The following is a 25,941-nucleotide window of genomic DNA, read 5'->3' as shown; positions in this document are numbered from 1 at the left end:
TCAGTGCTGGTGGGCGGGGACGCCGGTGGCGCCCGCCATGGTCGCGGGCACGATCCTGAAGTCGCGTTCGAAGACCAGGTTGTGGAGGTCCGCGGCGGCGATGGCACGCAGCGTGGGCAGTTCTGCGGCGGCCTGCGCGTCGTCGAAGACGTTCAGCGGCCACTCGGAGACCGTCGCCCCGCGCAGGTGCGGGTGGTGGAAGGAGGCTCCGTAGTGGGCGTACAGCGTCACGGGCGGGATGTCGGCGGCCGACTGCTCGTCCCACCACAGGGTCCAGGCGTGGAAGAGGCTTCCGTCGTCGGCGCGTTCGACGCCGGTGGCGTCCACGACGCCCTGTCCGAGGAGCAGTTCGTCGTTGAGCTCGCCGAGTGCCTGGCGGGCGTACGGGTCCAGCAGGCGCGCGGCGGTACGGAAGTGCTCCTCCTTGTCTGGGCGGGAGACGGCGCCGCCGTGAATGCCGTCGCGCAGGTCGGCGAAGTGCCGCAGCAGGGCGTCGAGGTTGGGGACGTCGGGGGTCATGTCGGCTCCGTATGAGGTGAGTGAGGACTGGAGGGGACGGGAGGGGACGGGATGGGAGATGCGACAGGGGAAAGGAGGGCGGCGCGCCTCAGGCGCCGGTCCCGTCCGGAGAGGTGAGCAGCCGCAGGGCCGCGCCCAGCCAGCCGCGCAGGGACACCGTCGTGTGTCCGCCCGGGGCGCGGCCGGGCTGCAGGAACGCACCGTGGCCCGTCTGCCGGAACTCGCGCAGGACGACCTCCACACCGGCCGCCCGCAGCAGGCGCCCGTAGCGGTGCACGTCGTCGCTGACGGGGTCGAGGTCACCGGTGGCCATGACGGCCGGTGCGAGACCGCGCAGGTCGGACGCTTCGAAGGGGGTGCTGTGGAGCCGTGTGCCGTCCGCGGCGACGGGTCGGCCCGGCTGCCGGTAGTCCTGCCAGGCCGCCGCCAGGTAGGAGGCGGTGGGGAACATGTCGGGGAAGCGGTGGTACGAGGCCGCGGTGCAGCCGGGGTCCAGCGGCGGATACGCGAGGATCTGGGCCGCCAGGGGAAGAGCCCGGTCGCGGCAGGCGAGCGTGGCGCAGGCGGCCAGGGTGGCTCCCGCACTGTCTCCGCCGACGGCGACGGGAGCGGTCCCGCCGGCCCGCTCCCGGACCCAGGCGAGCGCGGACAGGACGTCCTCGACCATGGCCGGGTGGCGTACCTCGGGGGCCAGCCGGTAGTCGACGCTCACGACGGCGAAGCCGGAGGACTGGGCGAGTTCGGCGGTCGCGCCGTGCCAGTCCTGGGCGGATCCGGCGCGCCAGCTGCCACCGTGGGCCCACACCAGCCAGCCCTGCGGCGCTGATGTCCCCGGCCGGTACACCCTGGCGGGGACCGGGCCGGACGGGGAGGCGATGCGGGCCTGCTCCCAGCGCACCGCGACACGGTTCGTTCCGGCGGCTGAGTGGGTGGGTGTTGCCATCGGGGTTCCTTCCCTCCGTGCCTGGGGCCAACGTTCGCCTCCGCGGCAGGGCTGTCACAAGGCGGAGTTGCCTTAGTTGCCGGGCTGCTTGTTGCGGAGGAAGAGGGCGGTGGTGAGGGTGCCGAGGACCACGATCGCGGTGTTCACGATGACCGCCGTGGTGATGCCCGCGTGGATGTCGCTGTTCGCCGCGGCGATCGCGGACATGATCGGCGTACCCATCGTGATACCGATCTGCTGCGTCATCGTCGCCAGACCCGTCGCCATGCCCTGCTCGTGATCCGGCAGACCGGTGGTAGCGGTGACCATGAACCCGACGATCACCAGCATGTTGCCGACACCACCCGCGAACGTCGCGACCAGCAACAGCCACATGCTTCCCGAGGTCTCACCCAGCCCGATCAGACTCAGCGTCGCCACCGCCTGCAGAAGACCACCCGCGATCAGCGTCGTGCGGGTACTGGTCGCACCGATCACCCGGGGCGCGATCGAACCACCGATCACCGTGCCGATACCCAGCACACCGAACGACAGCCCCGCCGTCAGCGGTGAGAAGTCGAGGACTTCCTGCAGGTAGAGCGTCATCAGGAACACCAGACTGGTCTCCGTCAGAAACGCGACCAGACCCGCGATGTTGCCCCACGCCACCGTCTTCTTCTTCAACACCGACACCGGCACCAACGGGCTCGCCGTCTTCGACTCCACCGCATAGAACACGACCAGCAGCACCACACCCGCCGCCAGCCAGCCCAGCGCCGAACCCGAACCCCAACCATGCTCACCCGCCTGCGTCAGACCGTAAATCAGCGCGAGGAGCCCGAGAGTCACCGCTGTGGCGCCGGGCAGGTCCAGCTTCGGACGCGTAGTAGGACGCGACTCCTTGATCACGGCAGGAGCGATCAGCAACACCGCCAGCGCCACCGGCACATTGATGAAGAACGCCCACCGCCACGACAGCAGATCCGTCAGAACACCACCCAGGATCGCGCCCGTCGTGAACCCCGCCGACATCAGAGCACCATTGAGACCCAACGCCTTCTGCCGCAACGGGCCCTCCGGAAACGACGTCGTCAGCAGAGACAGGCCCGCCGGCGTCACCGCGGCCGTCGCAAGACCCTGGAAGACACGGGCCACGATCAGCATCTCCGGACTGTTCGCCAGACCACCCGCCAACGACGACAGACCCAGCACCGCCAAACCCACCAGGAACAGCCGCCGACGCCCGAACAGGTCCGCAACCCGCCCGAACAACAACGTGAACCCCGCCGCGCACAACGCGAACGACGTCGCGATCCACTGCAGATTCGACAACGAGAAACCAAGGCCATCACCGATCACCGGCAACGCCACATTCAGAATCGAGAAGTCCACCGCCAGCATGAACTGCGCCACCAGCAGGACGACCAGCACCAGCTTCAGACGCCCGTCCAAGCGGGCCGGCACCTCCCCCGCACCCGTATCGACCCGCGCACCCTCGACAACCGACATCGCGAAACACATCCTCTCGATCACGCAACAAGGTGTTGCGCCATCGACTCTGGACCGGTCGCAGACGGTTACCCAGCCCCCTGGTTGTGCTGGCGCCGGGCAAGCTAGCACTGCCAGGGCCACCTTCACGGGCGGCGCTCGGCGCCCTCCCCCGGCAGACTGGAACGTATGGACACACCCACCGCCCTGGGCGAATTCCTTCGTGCCCGTCGGGCCCAGCTCCAGCCCGAGGACGTCGGGCTCCCCTCCCACGGCACCCGGCGGCGCGTGCCCGGGCTGCGGCGGGAGGAGCTCGCCCTGCTGGCCGGCGTGAGCATCACGTACTACACGCACCTCGAGCAGGGGCAGAGCACGAACGCCTCGGACAGCGTCCTCGACGCCCTGGCCCGCGCCCTGCGCCTCACCCCGGACGAGCACGCGCATCTGCTCAACCTCGCCAGGCCGCCGCGCGCCAAGCGGGCCCCGTCGCCCCGCCCCGAGTACGCCCGGGACACCACGCGCCGGCTGATCGGCGCGATGCCGCAGGTCCCCGCCGTCGTCCTGGACGGCCGCAACAACGTGCTCGCCTGGAATCCGCTGGGCCACGCCCTGCTCGCCGGGCACCTCGACTACGCGAGCCCCGAGGACCCGGCCGTACGCCCCAACCTCACGCGGATGCTGTTCCTCGACCCGCACACCCGGGAGCTCTACACGGACTGGAAGAGCGAGGCCCGCGTGGCCCTGGCGGCGCTGCGCCTGGTGGCCGGACGCAATCCCGAGGACCGGGCGCTCGCCGAGCTCATCGGGTCGCTCATGCTGCAGAGCCCCGACTTCGCCTCGCTCTGGTCGAAGCACCCCGTACGGGACTGCACCGTCGGCACCAAGACCCTGCACCACCCGGTCGTGGGCGCGCTGACCCTGGACTTCGAGAACCTGCACCTCACCGACGGCACCAACCACCGGATGCTGCTCTACAGCGCCCCCGAGTCCTCCCCCTCCGACGCGGCGCTGCGCATGCTGTCGAGCCTGACCGCCGGTCCCACCGCGACGGGGCACGACACCCCGAAGCCCGCGTCGGCGGATGCGGACGCGGGCGGGGGCACAGGCGGGGGCGGGGAGCGGTAGGGCGGGAGGGGGTAGGTCAGCCGGTGCGGCCGCCGGTCGTGACGGGGACCGGGGCCGGGCTCTCGTACGGTTCGGCGACCGCGTCCGGGACCTGCCGCGTACGGGGCCTGCCGCGGCCATCACCGCGACGCGCGACGGGGAGTACCTCGGCACCGCCGAGGCCGGCTTCACCAACCAGCCCGAGGCCGTCTACCAGCGTCTGCGCGGCAGGAACGCGGACCTCGACCAGGTGACCGCCCGCGTCATCCCGCTCCCGCCCCCGCTGACGCCGCGCCGCGTCGGCCGCGACCGCTTCCACGACGTGGTCCTCTCCCCCACCAGCTCCACGCGCCGCACCCAGCTCCGCGCCGACATCAACCACCCGATCCTGTTCGACCACCCCGTCGACCACGCCCCCGGCATGCTGCTCCTGGAAGCCGTGCGCCAGACCGCGTACTGCTCCGCCTTCCCCCGACGGGGCGTCCTGACCGCGATGGAGATGCGGTTCTTCCGCTACGCGGAGCTGAACTCGCCCTGCTGGATCGAGACGACCCCGGCAGCCGACGGGACGACCGCGGCGGGCCGCCACCCCGTGCGCGTCCTGGCCCGCCAGAACGGCGAGGACGTGTTCACCGCCACGGCGACGATCACCACCACGGCGCCCGCCCCCCTCCGCGTCTTCGCCACGCCCTGACCTCCCCACCGGCGAGGCTCCTTCGGTGACTGCGCACCGAGGGAGCCCCTTCCCCTCGCCCGGGAACGACGAAGGCGCCTGACGGGACCCGCCCGTCAGGCGCCTTTCCTGCGCGGTCAGACCTTCCTGACCACGCTGGACTTGAGCTGCATCTGGCCGAAGCCCTCGATCCTGCAGTCGATGTCATGGCCGTCGACACCGTCGACGAGGCGGATGTTGCGCACCTTGGTGCCCGCCTTGATGCCCGACGGGCTGCCCTTGACCTTCAGACCCTTGACGACCGTCACGGTGTCCCCGTCCGCCAGTACGTTGCCGACCGCGTCCTTGATCACCCGCTCCTCGGAGGCACCACCGGGCTCGGCGGCGGCGAGCGGCCACTCGTGCCCGCACTCGGGGCAGACCAGGAGGGCGCCCATCTCGTACGCGTACGCGCTGGAGCATTCGGGGCAGGGAGGCAGAGGGGTCTCAGTCACCGGACCAGTGTATTTCAGGCCATCGGCGCAGATCGGCTGGCGCACCCGGCCCGGGCGCCGGCCGCGCCGAGCGCGGATGACGCCGTGAACATCCGATACACCTCGGGGACCACCGACTCCCGCAAGGGCGCGCCACTCTCGCACCACAACTCCTCAGGAAGGTCCGACCGGGCTTCGAAGCACTGCTGGCCAGCCGGCCGGAAGCGGTCGTGTGCTGGCACACCGACCGGCTCGTCAGGGTGACGAAGGATCTTGAGCGGGTCATCGCACTCGGCGTGAACGTGCACGCTGCGCGTGCCGGTCACCTCGACCTGTCGACTCCCGCCGGTCGAGCCGTGGCCCGCACGGTCACTGCGTGGGCGACATACGAAGGCGAGCAGAAGGCGGAGCGCCAGGTTCTCGCGAACCTGCAAGCGGCGAAGGCAGGCAAGCCCTACACGGCCGGCATCCGCCCCTTCGGGTACGGCAAGGATCACGTGACGATCGTTCCGGCCGAGGCCGATGCGGTCCGCGAAGGCGCCTCGATGATCCTTGCCGGTGAGTCCCTGTCGGCCGTCGCCCGGAGGTGGACCGAGGCCGGTCTCCTGTCGCCTCGCTCCATCGCGGCCGGAGCGACGGCATGGACCCTGCGAGGGGTGAAGAAGGTGCTCACCTCCCCGAGATACTTCGGCCGGCGAACCTACCGGGGCGAAGTCATGGGCGAGGCCGAGCGGTCGGCCATCCTCGACGACGCGGCCCACTACGCAGTGGTGTCCATCCTGTCGAACCCCGACAGGTTCAGCGGAGGGCCGAGGACGGGCAGGACGGCGACGACGCTCCTGTCCGGTATCGCCCTCTGTGGCGTGTGCGGCGACTCCGTGAGCGGCAGGGGGTACCGGGGAACGAAGGTCTACGGGTGCCGCCAGACCCACACCCGTAGTCCTCGGGACGTCGCCGACGAGAGGGCCGAGAACGCAACACTCGCCCGCATGGTGCGGCCCGACTTCCTGCCGACCGTCCTGGCCATGCGTGCAGGTGAGGGAGAAGCCGACACGGCATACCTCCGCGCCCAGGTGAAGAGCCTGCGGGAACGGCTCGACGGCCTGGCCCTGGCCTACGCCGAGGGAGCCATCTCCCTGTCGCAGATGACGGCCGGAAGCGGATCCCTGCGGTCCAGGCTGGAGGACACCGAGTCCAAGCTGTGCGGGGTCACCGGCCTGCCTCCCCTTGACCCCGTCGCCGGCATCGCCGGGCTGATCGAAGGATGGGCCGGAACTCCCTTGCCGGTGAAGCGGTCATGGGTGCAGTTCTGCACCCTCGTGACCCTGATGCCGGCCAACGGGAAGCACGCGCGGAAGATGACCCCGGACGACCACGTGTCCGTCGGCTGGCCGTGCCTCGACGGGTCCGCAGAGGACGGCGAGGCGGTGTAAGGCCGAGGGCAGGCAGGGGGAGATGCGCGAGACCGCGGTGCGGCTGCTGGAACTGCCCTCGTAGAACGGCGCGTTGTGGCTCGTACCACTGCCGCTCCTGTCGGATGATCTTCCTTGGGCGCACGGATCGGTCGGCCGACCGATCCGCGACGCCCCGATTCCGCCCTGCCGACCGACCAGAGGAACCCCCACCGTGCCCCTGCCCATGAACCGACGTCTGGCCCTCAGCGCAGCCTTGCTCGCGGTGATGGCCGCGGTGGCTCCGGCGACCACCGCCCACGCCGCGCCCTCCCTCTCCCCCGATCTCGAGGCGCTGAGCCAGGCGCTGCGCAACACGACCGCCGCCGGCGCTCCGGGCGCCATGGCCCGCTTCAGCGGCCCCCTCGGCGTCCGCACCAGGACCGAGGGCGTACGCGACAAGACCACGGGCGCCGCCATGGACACCCAGGCCCGCTTCCGGATCGGCAGCGTCAGCAAGACGTTCTCCGCCGTCGTCCTGCTGCAGCTGGTGGCCGAGGGGCGGATCCAGCTGGACACCGCCGTCAACCACTACCTGCCCGGCCTGCTGCCCGACGACCGGATCACCGTGCGTCATCTGCTCAGCCACCGCAGCGGACTCGCGGACTACACCGATGCCATGTTCGAGAAGACCGTGCCCGGCTTCGAGGCCGTGCGCAACAAGGTGTTCAGCTACCAGGAGTTGGTGGACCTCTCCCTGCGCGAACCGCGGACGACCGTGCCCGGCGCGGCGTACAAGTACTCCAACACCAACTTCGTGGTCGTCGGCATGCTCATCGAGAAGGCCACCGGCAACCAGGTGGCCAAGGAGTACGAGCGGCGCATCTTCAAGCCGCTGAGGCTGCGCAACACCTCCTACGTGCACCCCACCACGCAGATCAGGGGACTGCACGCGCGCGGCTACCTCCACCCGGACGAGGCCGGCGCGCCCCTGGTCGACTCCACCGAGCAGACGGTGTCGTGGGCCCAGTCCGCCGGGGCGGTGATCTCCAGCCCGGCCGATCTGAACACCTTCACGTCCGCGCTGCTCGGCGGCCGGCTGCTGTCCCCCGCCATGCTGGACGCCATGGTCACGGTGACCCCTACCGACGCCACGAACACCCGGTTCTACGGGCTCGGCCTGCGCCGCTACGACCTTTCCTGCGGCACGTCGGTCTACGGCCACACGGGCACCGTGCAGGGCTTCTACACGTATGCCTTCTCCACGCGCGACGGCCGGCGCAGCCTCGCCGCCATGGCGAACACCTCGAACAGGGGCGCGGCGAACACCGCCCTCGGCGGGACCCTCGAAGCCGCGTTCTGCGGCAAGCAGCCCAAGGAGGCGACCAAGCGCGGATTCGGTTTCGCCCCGGCCGAGATGGACCTGCTGGAGAACAACGCACGCTGACGTGCGGGGCCACTGACATGTGTGGCCGCTGACATGTGTGGCCGCTGACATGCGTGGCCGCTGACATGCGTGGCCGACGTGTGGGGGGCGGCGTGCGGGGAGGGGGCTTCCTGCCCGCTCAGCCGTTGCCCACCGCGTCGTCGCAGGCGGGGCAGACCCGGCTCGCGTACTGCGGGTCGTACCACGTGGAGCCGGGCTGCCCCGCAGGCTGCCAGGAGGCCGCCTGCATCGCGAACGTGTCCCTGCCGCAGAAGGTCCGCGGACCGGGGACGGCGGTCATGCCCGGGGCGGCCGGTGCGGCGTGCACGCGCCGGACGAGCGCGTCGCCGCCCCCCGCCGAGCCTCCCGGGTCGGGCGCCGTCACCGTTTCGTCGAGCTCGTACACCACGACGGTTCCACTCATACCCCGACGGTAGGCCGCCCGGGGCGCTCACGCCGCCTCGACACCGCGAAACGCGGATCGCAATCGGGGCCGGACCCGCCCCGCCGTCCGAACGCGTCGCCTTCCGGGGAAGGGTTTGACTGACGAGTCATCAGGTCATCCGTCCCGGACTCTTGACTCCGTCGGTGCCAGTCGCGATTCTCGTCCCACTGTTTGTGCGGTCCATGTCAAGCCGTCGTCATGCCGTGTGGCTTGTCGTGCCCCCCGACCGAAGACGTGAGTGATGACCATTTCCCGACACACGCACCCCAGGCGCAGGCCCCTCGCCGTCCTGTCATTGCTCCTCGCCGTGGTGGCGATGGTGCTCGGCCCCGTACCCAGCTCCTCCGCCGACCCCGGCTGGTGGAATCCGGTCGCGCGGCCCGCGCCCGACTCCGCGATCAACGTCACGGGCGAGCCCTTCAAGGGGACCGACGCGCAGGGGCGGGTCCGGGGCTTCGTCGACGCGCACGACCACCTGATGTCCAACGAGGGCTTCGGCGGCCGGCTCATCTGCGGCAAGCCGTTCTCCGAACTGGGAGTGGCCGACGCGCTCAAGGACTGCCCCGAGCACTACCCCGACGGCTCGCTCGCGATCTTCGACTTCATCACCAAGGGCGGCGACGGCAGGCACGACCCCGACGGCTGGCCGACCTTCAAGGACTGGCCCGCCCACGACTCGCTGACCCACCAGCAGAACTACTACGCCTGGGTCGAACGCGCCTGGCGCGGCGGTCAGCGGGTCCTCGTCAACGACCTCGTCACCAACGGCGTGATCTGCTCGGTCTACTTCTTCAAGGACCGCAGCTGCGACGAGATGACCGCCATCCGCCTGGAGGCGCAGAAGACGTACGACATGCAGGCCTACATCGACAAGATGTACGGCGGCCCCGGCAAGGGCTGGTTCAGGATCGTCACCGACTCCGACCAGGCCCGCGACGTCATCAAGCAGGGCAAGCTGGCCGTCGTCCTCGGGGTGGAGACCTCCGAGCCCTTCGGCTGCAAGCAGATCCTGGACATCGCGCAGTGCGGCAAGGCTGACATCGACCGCGGCCTGGACGAGCTGCACAAGCTGGGCGTGCGCAGCATGTTCCTGTGCCACAAGTTCGACAACGCCCTGTGCGGGGTGCGCTTCGACCAGGGCGCCCTCGGCACCGCGATCAACGTGGGCCAGTTCCTGTCGACGGGCACCTTCTGGAAGACGGAGAAGTGCACCGGCCCGCAGCACGACAACCCGATCGGCATCGCGGCGGCGCCCGCGGCCCAGAAGGAACTGCCGGCGGGCGTGTCGGTCCCGTCGTACGCGGCGGACGCGCAGTGCAACACCCGCGGTCTCACCGAGCTGGGCGACTACGCCGTCCGCGGCATGATGAAACGCAAGATGATGCTGGAGATCGACCACATGAGCGTCAAGGCCGCGGGCCAGGCCTTCGACATCCTGGAGTCCGAGTCCTACCCGGGCATCATCTCCTCGCACAGCTGGATGGACCTCAACTGGACCGAGCGGCTCTACAAGCTCGGCGGCTTCATCGCCCAGTACATGGGCGGAGCCGAAGGGTTCAGCGCGGAGGCGAAGCGCACGGACGCGCTGCGCGACAAGTACAACGTCGGCTACGGCTACGGCACCGACATGAACGGCGTCGGCGGCTGGCCCGGCCCCCGAGGGGCGGACACCCCGAACCCGGTGCGCTACCCCTTCCGCAGCACCGACGGCGGCTCCGTCATCGACAAGCAGACCACCGGGCAGCGCACGTGGGACCTCAACACCGACGGTGCCTCGCACTACGGCCTGGTCCCGGACTGGATCGAGGACATCCGGATCGTCGGCGGCCAGGGCGTGGTCGACGACCTCTTCCGGGGCGCCGAGTCCTACCTCACCACCTGGGGTTCGTCGGAGAAGCACAAGGCCGGGGTGAACCTGGCCGCGGGCGCGGCCGCCTCGGCCAGCTCGTCGGAGTGGAACCCGTTCACGAGCTACGCGCCGTACCGGGCGGTCGACGGGAACACGGGCACCCGCTGGGCGAGCGACTGGAGCGACGACCAGTGGCTCCAGGTCGATCTCGGGACCCCGAGCCTGGTCAAGCGCGTCACCCTCGACTGGGAGCGCGCGCACGGGAAGGCGTACCGCGTCGAGCTGTCGACCGACGGCACGAACTGGCAGTCCGCATGGTCCACCACCACCGGTGACGGCGGCCTGGACACGGCGCTGTTCACCGGCACCACGGCCCGCTACGTCCGCATCCACGGACTGCAGCGCGGCACCCAGTGGGGGTACTCGCTCCACGAGGTCGGCGTCTTCAGCAGCTGACACCGCCGAGGCGTCGTCCAGGGGCCGGGGCCGGCCGGATCTCCACCGATCCGGCCGGCCCCGGCCGCCTTCCCCGGCCCGCCGCGGCACCGCACCGCGCAGGACCACACCGCACGGCACGGCACGGGACGGCACCGCACCGCACCGCACGCACAGCACCGCACGCACAGCACGAACCGAGAGGAACGCCCATGGCACGGATGCCGTCGGCCGAGCGGCGCCGCCAGCTGACCGAGGCCGCGATCCGCGCGATGACCCGCGACGGCGTCGCCCGCACGACGACCCGGTCGATCTCCGCCGAGGCGGGCGTGTCACTGAGCGTCTTCCACTACTGCTTCGACTCCAAGCAGGCCCTGCTGGAGTCCGTCATCACGGCGATCACCGAGCACAGCATCACCGTGGTGAAGGAGGCGATCCAGCCGAAGGCCACCCTCCGGGAGACCGTCCGGGCCGGCTTCCAAGCGTACTGGGACCATGTGTCCGCCCACCCGGGCGAACACATGCTCACGTACGAACTCACCCAGTACGCCCTGCGCCGACCGGGCTTCGAGCACCTGGCGCGACGGCAGTACGAGCTGTACTGCGACACCTACGCCGAACTGATCGAACAGCTCCGTCACCGGATGGGCTTCGCCCTCCGCGTGCCCGTACCGGTGCTGGCGCGCTATCTGGCGGCCATGACCGACGGACTGACGCTGAACCACCTCGTCCTCGGCGACGACACGATCTCGGCGGACATCCTCGACATGATCACCGACCACGTCGCCGGCCTCGTCGGTGAGGACGCCGCCGTGGCCGCGCCCTAGATCTCGCTGCGCACCTGCCGGGCCGCCTCCACCAGGTTCTCCAGGGAGGCCTTCGTCTCCGGCCAGGCACGGGTCTTCAGCCCGCAGTCGGGGTTGACCCACAGCCGTTCGGCCGGGATGGCCGCCAGTCCCTTGCGGAGCAGCGCCGACGTCTCGGCGACGGAGGGGATCCGCGGCGAGTGGATGTCCCAGACGCCGGGGCCGACCTCGCGCGGGTAGTCGGCGCCCGCCAGCTCGTCGGCGACCTGCATGTGGGAGCGGGCGGCTTCCAGGCTGATGACGTCGGCGTCGAGGTCCTCGATGGCCTCGACGATGTCGCCGAACTCGGCGTAGCACATGTGCGTGTGGATCTGGGTGTCCGGACGCACGCCCGCGGTGGTGAGCCGGAAGGACTCGGTGGCCCACGCGAGGTAGGCCGCGTGGTCGGCGGCCCGCAGCGGCAGGGTCTCGCGCAGGGCCGGCTCGTCCACCTGGATGACGGACGTGCCCGCGGCCTCCAGGTCGTTCACCTCGTCGCGCAGGGCCAGCGCGACCTGGCGGGCGGTGTCGCCGAGCGGCTGGTCGTCGCGGACGAAGGACCAGGCGAGCATGGTGACCGGGCCGGTGAGCATGCCCTTGACGGGGCGGCCGGTCTGCGACTGGGCGTACGTGGTCCAGCGCACGGTCATCGGGTCGGGGCGGGAGATGTCGCCGGCCAGGACGGGCGGGCGGACGTAGCGGGTGCCGTAGGACTGGACCCAGCCGTGCTGGGTGGCCAGGTAGCCGGTGAGCTGCTCGGCGAAGTACTGGACCATGTCGTTGCGCTCGGGCTCGCCGTGCACCAGGACGTCGATGCCGGCCTTCTCCTGGAAGGCGAGGACTTCCCGGATCTCGGCCTCGATGCGGTCCTCGTAGCCGGTCCTTTCGATGCGGCCGGCCCGCAGATCGGCGCGGGCCGTGCGCAGTTCAGTGGTCTGCGGAAACGATCCGATGGTCGTCGTGGGGAGCACGGGCAGGCCCAGGCGGGCGTGCTGGGCGCTCGCGCGCCTCTCGTACGGCTGGGAGCGGCGGCCGTCGGCGTCCGTGACGGCCGCGGTCCGGGCGCGTACGGCGGGGTCGCGGGTGAGGGCGGAGTTCGCGCGGGAGGCCAGGTCGGCCCGGTTGGCGGCGAGTTCGGCCGTGATCGTCTGCGTGCCGCGGGCGAGGCCGCGGGCGAGCGTGGAGATCTCCGCGGTCTTCTGCCGGGCGAAGGCGAGCCAGCGCCGGACCTGCGGGTCGATGTCCCGTTCGGCGCCGGCGTCCAGCGGCACGTGGAGCAGGGAGCAGGACGCGGCCACGTCGACCCGGCCGGCCAGGCCCAGGAGGGTGCCGAGGGTGGCCAGGGACTTCTCGAAGTCGTTGATCCAGATGTTGCGGCCGTTGACGACGCCCGCGACGAGGCGCTTGCCGGGCAGGCCCCCGACGGCGGCGAGGTCGGCGAGGTTCGCGGCGGCGGCGCCGGTGAAGTCCAGGGCGAGACCGTCGACGGGGGCCTTGGCCAGGACGGGCAGGGCCTCGCCGAGCCGGTCGAAGTACGAGGCCACGAGCAGCTTCGGCCGGTCGGCCGCGGCGCCGAGCTCGCGGTAGGTGCGGGCGGCGGCGTTCAGTTCGGCCGGGGTGCGGTCCTGCACCAGAGCGGGTTCGTCCAGCTGCACCCACTCGGCTCCGGCCGCGCGCAGGTCCGCGAGGACCCGCGCGTACACGGGCAGCAGGCGGTCGAGCAGCGTCAGGGGCTCGAAGTCGGCCGCGACGCCGGGGGCGGGCTTGGCCAGCAGCAGGTAGGTCACCGGGCCGACCAGCACCGGACGGGCGGTGTGGCCGAGGGCCAGGGCCTCCTCCAGCTCGGCGACCTGCTGCGCGGAGTCCGCCGTGAAGACGGTGTCGGGGCCCAGTTCCGGCACCAGGTAGTGGTAGTTGGTGTCGAACCACTTGGTCATTTCGAGCGGCGCCACCTCCTGGGTGCCGCGCGCCATGGCGAAGTAGCCGTCGAGGGCGTCGGTCCGTACGGCGGCGCGGTGGCGTGCGGGGACGGCGCCGACCATCACGCTGGTGTCCAGCACGTGGTCGTAGTACGAGAAGTCGCCGGTCGGCACTTCCGTGATGCCGGCGTCGGCCAGCTGCTGCCAGTTGGTCCGGCGCAGGTCGCGGGCGGTCTCCCGGAGGGCGTCCGCGGTGACGCGGCCCTTCCAGTAGCCCTCGACGGCCTTCTTCAGTTCCCGGTTCCGCCCCTGTCGGGGGTAGCCGTACACGGTGGCCGCGGTGGCCTGTACTGCGGCGGCGGCTGGGGTCGTGCGGGTCACGGAACTCTCCTTCGCGAGCTTTTCCTGTGGACCCGGTGAGGGCCTCAGGCGCGAAGGGATGACGAACCGGACGGACCTCGACCGTTGACCGGGCACCTGCCCGCGGCCGTCCGCCTGATGTGTCGCCGACCCGCCCACGAGGTCACCGGGATTTCCGCGCGCGATCGGTCGCACACGGGCAACGGGCAGGTCTTCGGACTCGCGGGCACGTCTCGTCGTACGGATGCCGTACGAGACTCCTACTGGCCGTCGCTTCCCAGACCCGGCCGGGCCCAGTGCGTATGACGGCGGTCGTTCCCGCTCACCGCTGCGGGGCAGTCCCGGATTCCCACCGGGTTCCCTCTTACGACGCATCCCGCCTGGCGGACGGGGCGAACCAGCTGCCCGGCCAGAGTAGATGGCGTTCCCCGGCGGCGGGCGGAGGTGTCCAGCATCCGGATGTCGGGATGAGACGTCCGGGTCTCCCGCTCCTCACCGACCGGCGAAACCCGGCCATGGCGTGAATTGCGTCACTGAGTCGCGCATTGTGTCCCCCTTGTCCGTTTGCCACTTCGAACTGCCTGGTCAGGGCGCTAGGTTGCAGCTCTCTGCATCGAGATCACCCGATACTCACCGGAAGGCCGAGGACGTATGGCCACTCGTTTGTCCGCGGCGCGGGCTGCCCTGGTGGCCGTTGTGGCGTGGGGATCGCTCACCGGCTGCGCGGCCGACGAGGAAGGACTGCAGTACGCGACCGACTACGGGAACCACGAACCGCTGGGCGTGGTCGGCCATCCCACCTCCGACTCCCTCCGGATCACCCAGAAACTGATCTGGCGGATCGCCGACGGGAAGGCCGACGAACTGGCGTCGCTCGCCGCCGACGGCGACGAGGTGAACGGCGAGAGCCGCACGACCGCGCAGAACTGGATCCAGGCCTTCCGCAAGGGGGCCGGGGGCAAGGTGACCGCGGAGTTCTACGACGAGGGGTCCGTGCGGCAGATCGTCGTCGTGTACTTCCACGACACGGCGCAGACCAAGGCGTTCCACGTCCGCATCACCGGGAGCACCGGAGAGGGCGGCTGGCGCGTGAGCATGCGCGAGCCGGATCCGAGGGAGGCCTCGGCGGTCCCCGAGTGGGTTCCGAAGGCGCCTGGGGGTCTCGGCTCGAAGACTCCGCGCTGACCTGACCGATCACATTCATCTGGAGGCATGTTGTTCCCTCGTAGAGGTCGCCGCCCTCGGGCCGCGGTCCCCGTGAGGCCGGCGGCGGCCCTGCGGGCCGCCCTCGTCTGCGCCCTGGCGCTCGGCGCGCTCACCGGCTGCTCGAGGGAGTACGACGCCGAGGACGTGCAGTACGCCGGGGACTACAGCAGCCACCCGCCGCTCGCGGTCGTCGGGTACCCGTCCACGGGCACGTTGGGGATCACCCAGCAGGTGGTGTGGCGGATAGCCGACGGGAAGGCCGACGAGCTGGCGTCCCTGGCCAACGACGCGCAGGACAAGGGCACGACCAAAAAGACCGCCGAGAACTGGATCGCCGCGTTCCGCAAGGGCGCCGGAGGGAAGGTCACCGCGGAGTTCTACGACGAGGGGTCGTACCGGCAGACCGTCGTGCTCTACCTGCACGACACCGGCCAGATCAAGGAGATCCACGTCCTGCCCGGGAGCACGGAGTACAGGGACGTCTGGCGGGTGAGCATGGGCGAGCCGGACCCCGCTGAAGCCACCGCCGTAGCGCCTTGGGTGCCGAAGAAGCCGGGCGAGCTCGGTTCGACGATGCTCCCGTGACCTGATCCGGCCCCGACCCGTCAAGGGGTGTCGCCCCCGCGGGAAACCGCGGGGGCGACGCCCCTTCCCGTTCCCGCCGAGGAGGAGGGTCAGGTGCGGTCCAGCAGGGTGGTCAGCACCTTCTGGAGCACCACTTCCGGGTCCATGACGGCTTCATCGGCCGAGCGCCACGCCACGAAGCCGTCCGGGCGGACCAGGACCGCGCCGGCCGCGGTGGTGCCGTGCACCTCGGCCCAGTCCGCGCCGTCCTCCGGGATCAGGTCGGCCTCCGGCCCGGTGCCGATCCCGTACGCGTCCAGGCGCACGTTCATCCGCTTGGCGACGGACCCCGCCGCACCGCTCCACGACGTGCCCTCGGAGCTGAGCAGGACGAACGACCGCTCGTAGAGGTCGACGGTGGACTTCCGCTCCGGCACCCCCGGTGCGCGCAGCCACATGTGCGGCGCCCGGGTTCCCGGCTCGCCGCGGAGCGCCATCCGTTCGGGCAGGACGGGCAGGTCCGGGTCGGTTCCCAGGACCGCGCCCTCGTTGTACCGGTAGCCCATGACCACGGGGAGGACGCCGGCCTGCGGGCCACCGCGCGGGGCGGGCTCGGGGGCGGGCTCGGGGAGGGTCTGGGCGTCCGGCTCGTACCCCGGGTGGCTGTGCTCCGCCGAACGGGCCGAGGCGCGTTCGGCGGTCGCCCGGGCCACCGGCAGCCGCTCGGCCTCGTACGTCTGCAGGAGCCCCGGGCCCGCCGCACCGTCCAGTACCGCGGCCAGCTTCCAGGCGAGGTTGTGGGCGTCCTGGATGCCGGTGTTCGAGCCGAACGCCCCGGTGGGGGACATCTCGTGGGCGGAGTCGCCGGCCAGGAAGACCCGGCCGGCCGCGTACCGCTGCGCGACGCGCTCGGCGGCGTGCCACGGGGCCTTTCCGGTGATCTCGACGTCCAGGTCGGGAGCGCCCACGGCCCGGCGGATGTGCTCGACGCAGCGCTCGTCCGTGAAGTCCTCGAGCGTCTCGCCCCGGTCGGGGTGCCAGGGCGCGTGGAAGACCCACCGCTCGCGGTTGTCGACCGGCAGCAGCGCCCCGTCGGCGTCGGGCTTGGTCAGGTAGCACACGATGAAGCGCCGCTCGCCGACCACCTCCGCGAGGCCGCGGGACCGGAAGGTGATGCTCACGTTGTGGAACAGGTCGCCGTGGCCGTTCTGGCCGATGCGGAGCTGTTCGCGCACGGGGCTGCGGGGCCCGTCGGCGGCGACGAGGTAGTCCGACCGCACGGTGCTGTGCTCCCCGGTCTCCCGGTTCTTCACGATCGCGGTCACCCCGCTCTCGTCCGTTTCGAAGGAGAGGAGTTCGGTGGAGAACCGCAGGTCCGCCCCGAGGGTGGGGGTCACGGACATCAGTACCGGCTCGATGTCGTTCTGGCTGCACAGGCACCATGCCGACGGGCTGAAGCGCGCGAGCGCACCCCCGGGGTCGATCTGCTCGAACAGCCACTCCTGGTCTTCGCCGGTCAGCGAGCCGCCTTGCAGGATTCCGTGGTTGTCCGACAGGACCGAGGCGGCCTCTCGGATCCGGTCCTCGACGCGGGCGACCCGGAACAGCTCCATCGTCCGTACGTTGATACCGCGTCCGCGTGGGTGCAGGGAGGTACCCGCGTGCTTCTCGACCAGCATGTGCGTGATGCCGTGTCGGCCGAGGAACAGCGAGGTGCACAGGCCCACCAGCGAGCCGCCCACGATGAGGACCGGGACGCGGTGGTCGACGTTTTCCTTCATGGCTCTTCCATGCCCTGTGCGAGGGCGGTTCCCTCGCCCGTTCACCCGCTTGGTTCTCCCCTCTCGCGCCGCAGGGATTACGGGACAACGATCGGTTCGGGTGGCGCCGCCCCGTGGCGACCGTGTGGTCTCGAAGGAGTGTGAACGATGACAACCTTGTCGGAACGGATATCCCAGTCCGCCTTCGACGGCTCGAGGCTTCGGGTCGTGCTGCTGCTGGATCTGTACGACGGTGCGCAGAACCAGTTCCTGGAGGTCTACGAGCATCTCCGCAAGCAGGTGTCCTCCGTCCCCGGACACATCAGCGACGAGTTGTGCCAGTCGATCGAGAATCCCTCCCAGTGGCTGATCACCAGCGAATGGGAGAGCGCACCGCGGTTCCTGGCCTGGGTCAACAGCGAGGACCACGTCGCGTCGGTGCAGCCGCTCCACGGCTGCGTACGCGACACCCGCTCACTGCGTTTCAGCGTGCTGCGGGAGACCAGCAAGGACCCGGTGCCCCTGGCCACCACCGTCCCCCGCTCGTCCTCCCCTTCCACGCACTTCGCGGATCGGGCCGAGGGCCTGCAGATCGCTCCGCGGCGCGGGGACGGCGTGGTCCGCCACGCCCTCACCTTCACCGTCAAGCCGGGCAGCGAGCCCGAGGTGGCGGAGCTGCTGGCCGGGTACGCCTCCCCGCAGGCCCAGGTCGACGACAGCACCCGGCTGCGCCGCACCTCCCTCTTCATGCACGGCAACCGCGTCGTACGGGCGGTCGAGGTGGAGGGCGACCTCCTCGCGGCATTGCGCCACGTGGCCATGCAGCCCGAGGTCCGGAAGCTGGAGGAGGCCATCAACCCGTACCTGGAGCAGGACCGGGACCTCAGTGACCCCGGCTCCGCCCGGATGTTCTTCACGCGTGCGGCGCTCCCGGCGGTGCACCACGTGGCGGCCGGCGGCCGCGAGCACGCGGAACTCGGGCGGCACGCGCTGTTCTACCCCGCGAAGAACGGCTGCGGCATGGAACTCGCCCGGCTGCTCGCCACCCAGGGCGAGGCGGCCGTGGACGACCCGACGAGCCCCATCGAGGGCAGCACGGTCTTCCAGCGCGACGACATCGTCGTCCGGCTCCTCGACATGCGCGGACCGCTCGACGCCCGTCCCGCCCTGTCGCTCGGCGTCGAGGGCGGCCACAAGGCGGCCGTGCTGGCCCGGCTGCTCGACAGCGCCAAGGACGGCGTCCCCACGACGGACGAGGAGATCTCACGGTTCCTCGCGCGCTCTGAGATGCGCCTGATCACCGACCGGCGCACGCCGGCACCAGCCTGAGGAGATGTCCGACATGACCGATCGACTGACCATGGAAGAACTGGCCGCCCTGATGAAGAAGGGCGCCGGCATCACCGTCGACCCCGCCGTCATGGCGAGCCGCCCCGACTCGGGCTTCGACGAGTGGGGACTCGACTCCCTCGGACTCCTCGGCATCGTCGGCGAGCTGGAGAACCGGCACAGCCGGCCCCTGCCCGCCGACGCGGACCGGTGCAAGTCGCCGCGTGAGTTCCTCGACCTCGTCAACAACGCCCTGACGACCGGAACCTGACGCGTTCGGACCGACGAAACACCGCCCGGCCTCCACGCCGACGCCCCCGAGACCGGCTCCGCGCCGGTCTCGAGGCGTTGGGTCCTATGTGGGCCGGGCTCACCCGGGAACGGTGCACTCGAAGGCGTGCAGGTAGGCGTTGACGGGACGGATCTCGCCGATCACCAGTCCCGCGTCCTCGATCCGGGTGCAGAGGCTGTGCTTGGTGTGCTTCGCGCCACCGACGTTGAGCAGCAGCATCAGGTCCATGGCCGTGGTGAACTTCATCGACGGGGAGTCGTCGACCAGGTTCTCGATCACGACGACCCTGGCCCCGGGTCGGGCCGCGGCGACGACGTTCGCCAGGGTCCTGCGGGTGCTCTCGTCGTCCCATTCCAGGATGTTCTTGATGATGTACATGTCGGCCTCGACCGGGATGGCCTGACGGCAGTCCCCGGGGACCATGGCGGCCCGTTCGGCGAGCTGACCGTCCTCGCGCAGCCGGGGGTCGGCCTTCGCCACCACACCCGGCAGGTCGAGCAGGACTCCGCGTACCGTCGGGTGCTTCTCCAGCAGGCTCGCCAGCACGTGCCCCTGGCCGCCGCCGATGTCCGCGACCACCGAGACGCCGGTGAGGTCGAGGAGGTCCGCGACGTCCAGTGCGGACTGCATGCTGGAGGTGGTCATGGCCCGGTTGAACACGTGGGCCGACTCGTGCGCGTCCTGGTGCAGGTGGTCGAAGAACCCCTTGCCGTACACGTCCTGGAACACGCTCCCGCCGGACCGCACGGCGTCGTCGAGCCGCGGCCAGACCTGCCAGGTCCAGGGTTCCGTGCACCACAGGGCGATGTAGCGCAGGCTGTGCGGATCGTCCTCGCGCAGCAGCCGCGACATCTCGGTGTGGACGAAGGTTCCGTCCTCCGTCTCCGTGAAGATCCCGTAGCAGGCCAGGGCGCGCAGCAGCCGCTGCAGGGGCTGCTGCTCGCACTGCAACGCCGCCGCGAGCTCGGCCGCGGTGGCGGGCGCCTCGCCGAGGGCGTCGGCCACTCCGAGACGGGCCGCCGCCCGTACGGCCGCGGCGCAGGCCGCCCCGAAGACGAGTTCGCGCAGCCGCATGCCCGGCTGGGGGCCGTGCGCGGCGGGGATCGGGCCGGGGAGAGTGGTGGGGGTGGTGAGGGTGGTGGAGATGCTGGTGGAACTTACCGTGGTCATACGGCCTCGATTCTCCTGATGAGGGGGAACACGGTCAGCACATCCCGGCCGGCACGGAGGTCTCGCACCGGTTGTCGCGGAACAGGTTGCCCGTTCCGGCGCCCTGGTTGGCCAGGTCGGCCGGCCGGTTGTCCCGCACGACGTTGTCCCGGATGACGTTGTCGGTGTTCGTTGCGCCCACGAAGCTCTTGAAGAGCAGGATTCCGCCCGAGAGCGGGGAGGAGCCGACGTTGCCGCGGATGGAGTTCCCCCGCACGATCGTTTCCTCCGCCCCGGTGAGGACGATGCCGACGCCCTGGATGTCGGGGAGGCGGCTGTTGCCCTTGCAGAACTTGTTGTTCTCGTGGATCCGGTTGCCGCGGATGGTCATGTCCCCGGCACCGGGCTCGCCCTCGTCGCCCACGACGAAGACGCCGCCGCAGTTGCCGGTGAGGGTGTTGGCGCTGACGGTGAGGTTCCTGACGCGCCTGACCGTGACCCCGATCCGGTTCCCGGTGAGCGTGTTGTCCCGGACCACGGCGCCGAGAGTGTCGGTGGCGCCGCCCTCCCGTTCGACGGTGTTGGCGATGAAGATGCCCGACTCGGTGTTGTCGCGGGCGAGGTTGTCGCGGAACTGCCCGCGGGTGGAGCGCTCCTGGGCGATGCCCCAGGTGCCGTTCTTCTCGGAGATCACCCGCTCGACGCTCAGCCGGTCGGTGTAGGAGGCCCAGATTCCGTTCCGCTTGAAGCCCGAGACGGCCAGCGAACGGATGTTCACTCCGTCGACGGGCCGCTCCGGCGTCCCCATGACGCAGATTCCGGTGTCGGCCTGCGAGCAGGCGGCGACCGCCCGCGCGTGCGCCGCCCGCTTGGCCGGGTCGGCCGGCGCGGCCTTCGTGGCGGGCGGCTTGATCACCGTCCGGGCTCCCCACCCGCGCAGGGTCACCCGCTTCGTGATCAGTACGTTCTCGTAGTAGGTGCCGGGCATGACGGTGATGATGTCGCCCGGTCGTGCGGCGTCCACCGCGTCCTGGATCGAGTCGCCCGGGTGCACTCTGTGTCCGGCCGCGGACGCGGGTGGCGCAAACACACCGAAGCCTGCGGCCATGACGACGGCGATGCACGTGAGGGACTTGAGTTGTCGGTTCGTCACGATGCCGAAGTTATGGGCGATGACGGCCTCTCGCCACACCGGGTAAGCGGATGGATACATCCCGTGGGCAAACGGCCGCATTTCGGCGGCCGGATGGGTGGATCGTCGCACTCGGGGTGACGCCGTACGGCGTGACGCCGGATCAGCTCCGCCCGTACGGCGTGTCGCGCGCCCGGACACGCCGCCGGAGGGTGCCCGGGCGGCGCGTCACACGGAGGTGAGGCTCGCCGCGCCGAAGGAGACGTCGAAGCGGTCGCACCAGATGCTGATGCTGGTGTAGTCGGCCACGTTCACGCCGGCGGGGACGGGGTAGTTCTGGTCCCCCTTGTTGCCCTTGAGCTTGCCGAGGCTGACGTACTTGCCATCGTCGAAGACGCGCCAGCCCGCCACGCCCTCCTTCACCGGCGCGTCGGCCAGCCATACCCGCAGGTCCGGGCCGTTTCTCGTGTCGAGGTTCACCAGGCGCAGGGTGTGAGACCCGTCGGGGAGCCGGATGAGCTCCGCCGCGCCCGTGGTGCTGTGCTCGTGGCTGATGAGGGTCCCCCGGGCGACGGTCACGGGTGCGGCCGGGGGCGCCGGTTCCTGACGATCCGGTTCCTGACGATCCGGTACCCGACGGCCCGCCGGCCACGGTCGGCAGCGCCTCGCCCTCGTCACTGCCGCTCCCTCTCCAGCCCGCCACCCGGACCGTCGCCCCCTGTGCGGGGGTTGCGGCCCGAAGGTCCGACCGTCCGTCGGACCCCCGCTGTAGCCTGGGCCGTGCCATCTCGCTGTCTGTGCGCGCATTGCCATGGGGGATGTTTTGGGGGATCCGGACCGCATGCGGAAGACCGATCACCAGCACGAATCCGACGACATCGCGACGCCCTTCCCCGCGCAGCTGAGACGTCTGCGGATGCAACGCGGCCTGTCCCTCGCGGACCTCGCGCGCCAGACGCACTACAGCAAGGGCTATCTCAGCAAGATCGAGACGGGCTCGAAGCGGGTCACCGTCGATGTCGCGCGGCGTTGCGACGACGTCCTGCGGGCCGGAGGCGAACTGCTGCGGATGGTCCGCGAAACGGAACCGCCCGCCACCGACGGCGGTGGTGGCGGTGTCGATGGCGACGGCGACGCCCCCGCCGGGGCGCAGGCGGACGGCGAGTGTCCCTACCGCGGCCTGCCGGCCTTCACCTCACAGGACGCACGGTGGTTCTTCGGCCGGGAGCGGGCGACGGCCGAGCTCGCCGAACGGGTCTTCGAGCGGATCGACAGCGGCCCGCTGATGCTGGTCGCCCCGTCGGGCGCCGGCAAGTCCTCCCTGCTGAACGCCGGCCTCGTACCGGCTCTGCGGCGCGACGGCTTCCCGATGCCGGGCGCCGCCACGTGGCCGGTGGTGCGGTTCACCCCCACCGCGCATCCGCTGGAGGAGCTGCTCGACTGCGCCGGGAAGGTCCTGGGCGGCGATCTCGGCCTCACCGCCCGGAAGTTGCGGGAGCGGCCGCACGCACTGCTCGATGCCGTCCACCGGCTGTCGGACCGTCCCCCGGCGGGCCCCCTCGACCAGCGGCCGCCGCCGCTGCGTCCGGTGCTGCTCGTCGACCAGTTCGAGGAGTTGTTCACCCTCTGCTCCGACGAGGACGAGCGGCACGCGTTCGTCCGGGTGCTGTGCGCGCTGGCCGTCTCCGGTCCCGCGCCGGCCGCTCACGATCCCGCCGTCGTGGTGCTCGGCGTACGGGCCGACTTCTCGGGGAACTGCCTGGACCTCCCGGAGCTGGCACCGGTCTTCACCGGCGGGCTGTTCGTGCTGCCCCCGATGTCCCTGGCGGAGCTCCGGGAGTCGATCACCCGGCCGGCGGAGCTCGCCGGTCTCGGCCTCGAAGCGGGGCTGGTCCCCCTGCTGCTGCGCGACGTCGGCCTGCGCGATGTCGACCTGCGCGACGATCCGCCCGACCGGATCCCCTCCGGTGCGCTGCCCCTGGTCTCCCACGCCCTGATGGCCACCTGGCGCCAGCGCGAGGGCTCCACCCTGACCGTCGCCGGGTACGAGCGGACCGGCGGCATCCAGGGGGCGATCGCCCGCACGGCCGAGGAGGTGTTCGCCCGGCTGTACCCGGCCGAGCAGAACACGCTCCGCCGCGTCCTGGTGCGGCTGGTCCACGTCGCCGACGGTACGGGGGCTACGCGGCGGCGGATGAGCCGGACCGCCCTGATGGAACAACTGGTCGACGCGGGCCCCGCCGCGGCCGCGCTCGACGCCTTCGTACGGGCCCGCCTGATCACCATGGACAGCGACACCGTCGAGATCACCCACGAGGCCCTGCTGCACGCCTGGCCGCGGCTGCGCGGCTGGATCCGCGCCGACCGGGCCGGGCTCCTGATCCACCAGCAACTGGCCCACGCGGCCGCCGAATGGGAGCGCGAGGGCCGCGACCCGTCGGCGCTCTACCGCGGGACCCGGCTGGACACCGCCCGCTCCTGGGCCGACGAACTCGACGGCAGGAGCCGGCTCGGCCCCCGCGAGGCCGCCTTCCTCCGGGAAAGCCGGATCGCGCAGGACAGCCGCGAGCGGCAGGCCGGGCGCCAGGTGCGGGTGCGGCAGCGGATGCTGGCCACGCTCGTCGTCCTGCTGGTCCTCGCCGTGGGCGCCGGGGGCCTTGCCTACCAGCAGCGCGCGGGCGCGCTCGGCCAGGAGCGCGTCGCGCGTTCGCGGGCGCTCGCCCTGCAGTCCGCTGCGCTGGCCGCGGGTCAGCCGGAGGCCTCCATGCTGCTCGCCGAGGAGGCGTACCGGACGGCGGAGACGAGCGAGGCGCGGGGGGCGCTGCTGAGCACGCAGTCCCAGCCGTTCGTCGCCCGCCTGGGCGGGCACGGCGGGCCGGTCAACGCGGTGGCCTTCGGGCCGGGCAACGGCATGCTGGCGACGGCCAGTTCCGACGGGACGGTGACCCTGCGGCGGGTGGCCGACCGCCGGACGACGGCGACCTTCACCATGCCCGGCCGGGTGCGCGCGGTCGCCGTCAGCCCCGACGGGCGGACCCTCGCGGCCACCTCCACGGACGGGCCGGCCCGGCTCTGGGACATCGACGGCCACCGCGTGAGGGCGGTCCTGCCCGCGAGTACGGCGGGCGCGCGGGCCGTGGCCTTCGCGCCCGACGGGCGGACGCTGGCGATCGGTTGCCCCGACGGCACGGTCCGGCTGTGGGAGACCGCCGGGGACGGCCGCGCCGGGGCGTCCCTCGCCGGCCACACCGGGCGGGTCAACGCCCTGGCGTACGCCGCGGACGGCCGCACGCTGGTCTCGGCCGGCGCCGACCGGACCGTACGGCTGTGGGATCCGGTGGACGGCCGTCCGCTGGCCGCCCTGACCGGACACACCGACGAGGTGCTGGGGGCCGCCTTCGCCCCGGACGGCCGTACGGTCGCCACGGGCGGCGTCGACCGGACCGTACGGCTGTGGGACGTGGCCGGCCGCCGGACGTCCGCCACGCTGACCGGACACAGCGACGACGTCAACGGCGTCGCCTACACGCCGGACGGGACGACGGTCGTCAGCGCGGGCGGCGACGGTACGACCCGGCTGTGGGACGTGGCCGGCGGCCGGCTGACGGCGACGCTCGCCGGGCACACCGACTACGTGCTCGGGGTGGCGGTGGACAACGGTGGCGCGATGCTGGCCACGGCCGGTTTCGACCAGTCGGTGGTGCTGTGGGACCTGCGGGGGCCGGTGCTGACCTCGCGGCCGTTCACGGAGATCTGGCACGCCGCGTACAGCCCGGACGGCAGACTGCTGGCCACCGCGGAGGCCGATCACGCGGTGCGGCTGTGGGACGTGGCGGAGCGCCGGGTCCTGGCCATGTTCTCGGGGCACGGCGAGACGGTGTTCTCGGTGGCCTTCGCCCCGGACGGGCGGACCCTGGCCTCGGCCGGCTCCGACGGCACGATCCGGCTGTGGGACACCGCGGCGCGCACCGCGTCCGCCACCTTGACCGGCCAGGGCGGGACCGTGTTCTCGGTGGCCTTCGCCCCCGACGGGCGGACGCTGGCCTCGGCCGGCTCCGACGGCACCGTACGGCTGTGGGACGTGGCCGAGCGCCGCCCGCTCGCCGTCCTCACCGGACACACGGACTTCGCCAACGACGTGGCGTTCAGCCCGGACGGACGCACCCTGGCGAGCGCCGGCGACGATCTGACGGTCCGTCTCTGGGACGTCGCCGGGCGCCGCGCGCTGGCCGCCCTCACCGGACACACGGGCGCGGTACGGGGGGTGGCCTACAGCCCGGACGGACGGACCCTCGCCAGCAGCGGCAACGACGGGACCGTACGGCTGTGGGACGCGCGCCGCCACCGCTTCGAGGCGGCGCTGGCCGGCCACACCGGCTCCGCGCGGGGCATCGCCTTCTCCCCCGACGGCCGCACGCTCGCCAGCAGCGGCAACGACCGCACGGTGCGGCTGTGGGACGTGGCGGGCCGGCGGACGGCGGCCGCCCTGTCCGGCCATGAGAACGCGGTGTGGGGCGTCGCCTTCGCCCCCGACGGGCGGACGGTGGCCAGCAGCAGCACGGACGGCACGGTGCGGCTGTGGAACCTGGACGTCGGGGCGCGCCTGAAGACGATCGACCGCCTGCGGAAGGGAGCCGGCCCGAAGGACACGCCCTAGGAG

General features: G+C 71.5%; 21 protein-coding genes and 1 riboswitch. Of the genes, 11 read left to right on the top strand and 10 right to left on the bottom strand.

What is annotated here, in order from left to right; all coding sequences use genetic code 11:
* From OG534_RS31745 to OG534_RS31735, 3 genes are all read right to left on the bottom strand, one after another.
* Window positions 1-519, bottom strand: a complete 519-nt coding sequence (locus OG534_RS31745) for a hypothetical protein (protein WP_326592607.1) — start codon at window positions 517-519, stop codon at window positions 1-3.
* Window positions 520-607: 88 nt separating this feature from the next.
* Entirely contained in the window at window positions 608-1,462 is an 855-nt protein-coding gene (locus tag OG534_RS31740; protein ID WP_326592606.1) for an alpha/beta hydrolase, read from the bottom strand.
* Window positions 1,463-1,534: 72 nt separating this feature from the next.
* Window positions 1,535-2,950: an MFS transporter gene (locus tag OG534_RS31735; protein WP_326592605.1), complete on the bottom strand. Its 1,416-nt coding sequence runs from the start codon at window positions 2,948-2,950 to the stop codon at window positions 1,535-1,537.
* A gap of 168 nt (window positions 2,951-3,118) precedes the next feature.
* Between OG534_RS31735 and OG534_RS31730 the strand changes: the two genes are divergently transcribed.
* A complete protein-coding gene (locus tag OG534_RS31730) occupies window positions 3,119-4,054 on the top strand; it encodes a helix-turn-helix domain-containing protein (RefSeq protein WP_326592603.1) in 936 nt (311 codons plus the stop codon).
* Complete coding sequence (locus OG534_RS31725; protein ID WP_326592602.1) at window positions 4,011-4,727, top strand: AfsA-related hotdog domain-containing protein; 717 nt, start codon at window positions 4,011-4,013, stop codon at window positions 4,725-4,727. Before OG534_RS31730 ends, OG534_RS31725 begins: the two co-directional genes overlap by 44 nt.
* Window positions 4,728-4,843: 116 nt before the next feature.
* On the opposite strand, the gene OG534_RS31720 is transcribed toward OG534_RS31725, so the two are convergent.
* Entirely contained in the window at window positions 4,844-5,200 is a 357-nt protein-coding gene (locus OG534_RS31720) for a zinc ribbon domain-containing protein YjdM (RefSeq protein WP_326592601.1), read from the bottom strand.
* A gap of 95 nt (window positions 5,201-5,295) precedes the next feature.
* On the opposite strand from OG534_RS31720, the gene OG534_RS31710 reads away from it, so the two are divergent.
* Window positions 5,296-6,612 (top strand): recombinase family protein, encoded by a 1,317-nt coding sequence (locus tag OG534_RS31710; protein WP_442807257.1) that lies wholly within the window; start codon window positions 5,296-5,298, stop codon window positions 6,610-6,612.
* A gap of 205 nt (window positions 6,613-6,817) precedes the next feature.
* Complete coding sequence (locus OG534_RS31705; RefSeq protein WP_326592600.1) at window positions 6,818-8,017, top strand: serine hydrolase domain-containing protein; 1,200 nt, start codon at window positions 6,818-6,820, stop codon at window positions 8,015-8,017.
* A 118-nt stretch (window positions 8,018-8,135) separates the two neighbouring features.
* Here the strand turns inward: OG534_RS31705 and OG534_RS31700 are convergent, their stop codons facing one another.
* The gene (locus OG534_RS31700) at window positions 8,136-8,420 is read right to left on the bottom strand and encodes a hypothetical protein (RefSeq protein ID WP_326592599.1); all 285 of its coding nucleotides are present in this window, start codon (window positions 8,418-8,420) and stop codon (window positions 8,136-8,138) included.
* 262 nt (window positions 8,421-8,682) lie between these two features.
* Here OG534_RS31700 and OG534_RS31695 point away from each other — a divergent pair, with 262 nt between their 5' ends.
* Window positions 8,683-10,746: a galactose-binding domain-containing protein gene (locus OG534_RS31695; RefSeq protein WP_326592598.1), complete on the top strand. Its 2,064-nt coding sequence runs from the start codon at window positions 8,683-8,685 to the stop codon at window positions 10,744-10,746.
* Window positions 10,747-10,937: 191 nt separating this feature from the next.
* Window positions 10,938-11,552 carry a TetR/AcrR family transcriptional regulator gene (locus tag OG534_RS31690; protein ID WP_326592597.1) on the top strand — a complete coding sequence of 205 codons (615 nt, stop codon included), beginning with the start codon at window positions 10,938-10,940 and terminating at the stop codon, window positions 11,550-11,552.
* Here OG534_RS31690 and metE read toward each other — a convergent pair.
* Window positions 11,549-13,870, bottom strand: coding sequence for a 5-methyltetrahydropteroyltriglutamate--homocysteine S-methyltransferase (gene metE, locus OG534_RS31685; RefSeq protein ID WP_326592596.1), 2,322 nt, complete (start codon window positions 13,868-13,870; stop codon window positions 11,549-11,551). The genes OG534_RS31690 and metE overlap by 4 nt on opposite strands.
* A 167-nt stretch (window positions 13,871-14,037) precedes the next feature.
* Window positions 14,038-14,266, bottom strand: a riboswitch (cobalamin riboswitch).
* A 234-nt stretch (window positions 14,267-14,500) separates the two neighbouring features.
* Between metE and OG534_RS31680 the strand changes: the two genes are divergently transcribed.
* Both OG534_RS31680 and OG534_RS31675 read left to right on the top strand, forming a co-directional pair.
* Entirely contained in the window at window positions 14,501-15,034 is a 534-nt protein-coding gene (locus OG534_RS31680) for a hypothetical protein (protein ID WP_326592595.1), read from the top strand.
* A 72-nt stretch (window positions 15,035-15,106) separates the two neighbouring features.
* Window positions 15,107-15,640, top strand: coding sequence for a hypothetical protein (locus OG534_RS31675; RefSeq protein ID WP_326592594.1), 534 nt, complete (start codon window positions 15,107-15,109; stop codon window positions 15,638-15,640).
* Between the two features lie 89 nt (window positions 15,641-15,729).
* Here the strand turns inward: OG534_RS31675 and OG534_RS31670 are convergent, their stop codons facing one another.
* Window positions 15,730-17,400: an FAD-dependent oxidoreductase gene (locus OG534_RS31670; RefSeq protein ID WP_326592593.1), complete on the bottom strand. Its 1,671-nt coding sequence runs from the start codon at window positions 17,398-17,400 to the stop codon at window positions 15,730-15,732.
* 147 nt (window positions 17,401-17,547) lie between these two features.
* Here OG534_RS31670 and OG534_RS31665 point away from each other — a divergent pair, with 147 nt between their 5' ends.
* Entirely contained in the window at window positions 17,548-18,708 is a 1,161-nt protein-coding gene (locus OG534_RS31665; RefSeq protein ID WP_326592592.1) for a SchA/CurD-like domain-containing protein, read from the top strand.
* 13 nt (window positions 18,709-18,721) lie between these two features.
* Window positions 18,722-18,979: an acyl carrier protein gene (locus tag OG534_RS31660; protein ID WP_326592591.1), complete on the top strand. Its 258-nt coding sequence runs from the start codon at window positions 18,722-18,724 to the stop codon at window positions 18,977-18,979.
* A 99-nt stretch (window positions 18,980-19,078) separates the two neighbouring features.
* On the opposite strand, the gene OG534_RS31655 is transcribed toward OG534_RS31660, so the two are convergent.
* The 3 genes from OG534_RS31655 to OG534_RS31645 all read right to left on the bottom strand — a co-directional run bounded on the left by OG534_RS31655 (window position 19,079) and on the right by OG534_RS31645 (window position 21,860).
* Window positions 19,079-20,170 carry a methyltransferase gene (locus OG534_RS31655; RefSeq protein WP_326592590.1) on the bottom strand — a complete coding sequence of 364 codons (1,092 nt, stop codon included), beginning with the start codon at window positions 20,168-20,170 and terminating at the stop codon, window positions 19,079-19,081.
* A gap of 34 nt (window positions 20,171-20,204) precedes the next feature.
* Entirely contained in the window at window positions 20,205-21,302 is a 1,098-nt protein-coding gene (locus OG534_RS31650; RefSeq protein ID WP_326592589.1) for a right-handed parallel beta-helix repeat-containing protein, read from the bottom strand.
* Between the two features lie 207 nt (window positions 21,303-21,509).
* Window positions 21,510-21,860: a DM13 domain-containing protein gene (locus tag OG534_RS31645; RefSeq protein ID WP_442807174.1), complete on the bottom strand. Its 351-nt coding sequence runs from the start codon at window positions 21,858-21,860 to the stop codon at window positions 21,510-21,512.
* 262 nt (window positions 21,861-22,122) lie between these two features.
* On the opposite strand from OG534_RS31645, the gene OG534_RS31640 reads away from it, so the two are divergent.
* On the top strand, window positions 22,123-25,938 hold the full coding sequence (locus OG534_RS31640) for an nSTAND1 domain-containing NTPase (RefSeq protein WP_326592588.1): 3,816 nt from the start codon (window positions 22,123-22,125) through the stop codon (window positions 25,936-25,938).
* Window positions 25,939-25,941: the final 3 nt, after the last annotated feature.

The organism is Streptomyces sp. NBC_01294, assembly GCF_035917235.1.
GTDB classification, from domain to species: domain Bacteria; phylum Actinomycetota; class Actinomycetes; order Streptomycetales; family Streptomycetaceae; genus Streptomyces; species Streptomyces caledonius.
Note: the sequence above shows the minus strand (reverse complement) of the source record. Positions and strands in the feature narration are given on the sequence as shown.

Bases quoted from the DNA above. Each gene is read 5' to 3' on its own strand.
- OG534_RS31745 (WP_326592607.1), bottom strand. From the start codon at position 519: ATGACCCCCGACGTCCCCAACCTCGACGCCCTGCTGCGGCACTTCGCC.
- OG534_RS31740 (WP_326592606.1), bottom strand. From the start codon at position 1,462: ATGGCAACACCCACCCACTCAGCCGCCGGAACGAACCGTGTCGCGGTG.
- OG534_RS31735 (WP_326592605.1), bottom strand. From the start codon at position 2,950: ATGTCGGTTGTCGAGGGTGCGCGGGTCGATACGGGTGCGGGGGAGGTG.
- OG534_RS31730 (WP_326592603.1), top strand. From the start codon at position 3,119: ATGGACACACCCACCGCCCTGGGCGAATTCCTTCGTGCCCGTCGGGCC.
- OG534_RS31725 (WP_326592602.1), top strand. From the start codon at position 4,011: ATGCGGACGCGGGCGGGGGCACAGGCGGGGGCGGGGAGCGGTAGGGCG.
- OG534_RS31705 (WP_326592600.1), top strand. From the start codon at position 6,818: ATGAACCGACGTCTGGCCCTCAGCGCAGCCTTGCTCGCGGTGATGGCC.
- OG534_RS31700 (WP_326592599.1), bottom strand. From the start codon at position 8,420: ATGAGTGGAACCGTCGTGGTGTACGAGCTCGACGAAACGGTGACGGCG.
- OG534_RS31695 (WP_326592598.1), top strand. From the start codon at position 8,683: ATGACCATTTCCCGACACACGCACCCCAGGCGCAGGCCCCTCGCCGTC.
- OG534_RS31690 (WP_326592597.1), top strand. From the start codon at position 10,938: ATGGCACGGATGCCGTCGGCCGAGCGGCGCCGCCAGCTGACCGAGGCC.
- OG534_RS31680 (WP_326592595.1), top strand. From the start codon at position 14,501: ATGGCCACTCGTTTGTCCGCGGCGCGGGCTGCCCTGGTGGCCGTTGTG.
- OG534_RS31670 (WP_326592593.1), bottom strand. From the start codon at position 17,400: ATGAAGGAAAACGTCGACCACCGCGTCCCGGTCCTCATCGTGGGCGGC.
- OG534_RS31665 (WP_326592592.1), top strand. From the start codon at position 17,548: ATGACAACCTTGTCGGAACGGATATCCCAGTCCGCCTTCGACGGCTCG.
- OG534_RS31660 (WP_326592591.1), top strand. From the start codon at position 18,722: ATGACCGATCGACTGACCATGGAAGAACTGGCCGCCCTGATGAAGAAG.
- OG534_RS31655 (WP_326592590.1), bottom strand. From the start codon at position 20,170: ATGACCACGGTAAGTTCCACCAGCATCTCCACCACCCTCACCACCCCC.
- OG534_RS31640 (WP_326592588.1), top strand. From the start codon at position 22,123: ATGCGGAAGACCGATCACCAGCACGAATCCGACGACATCGCGACGCCC.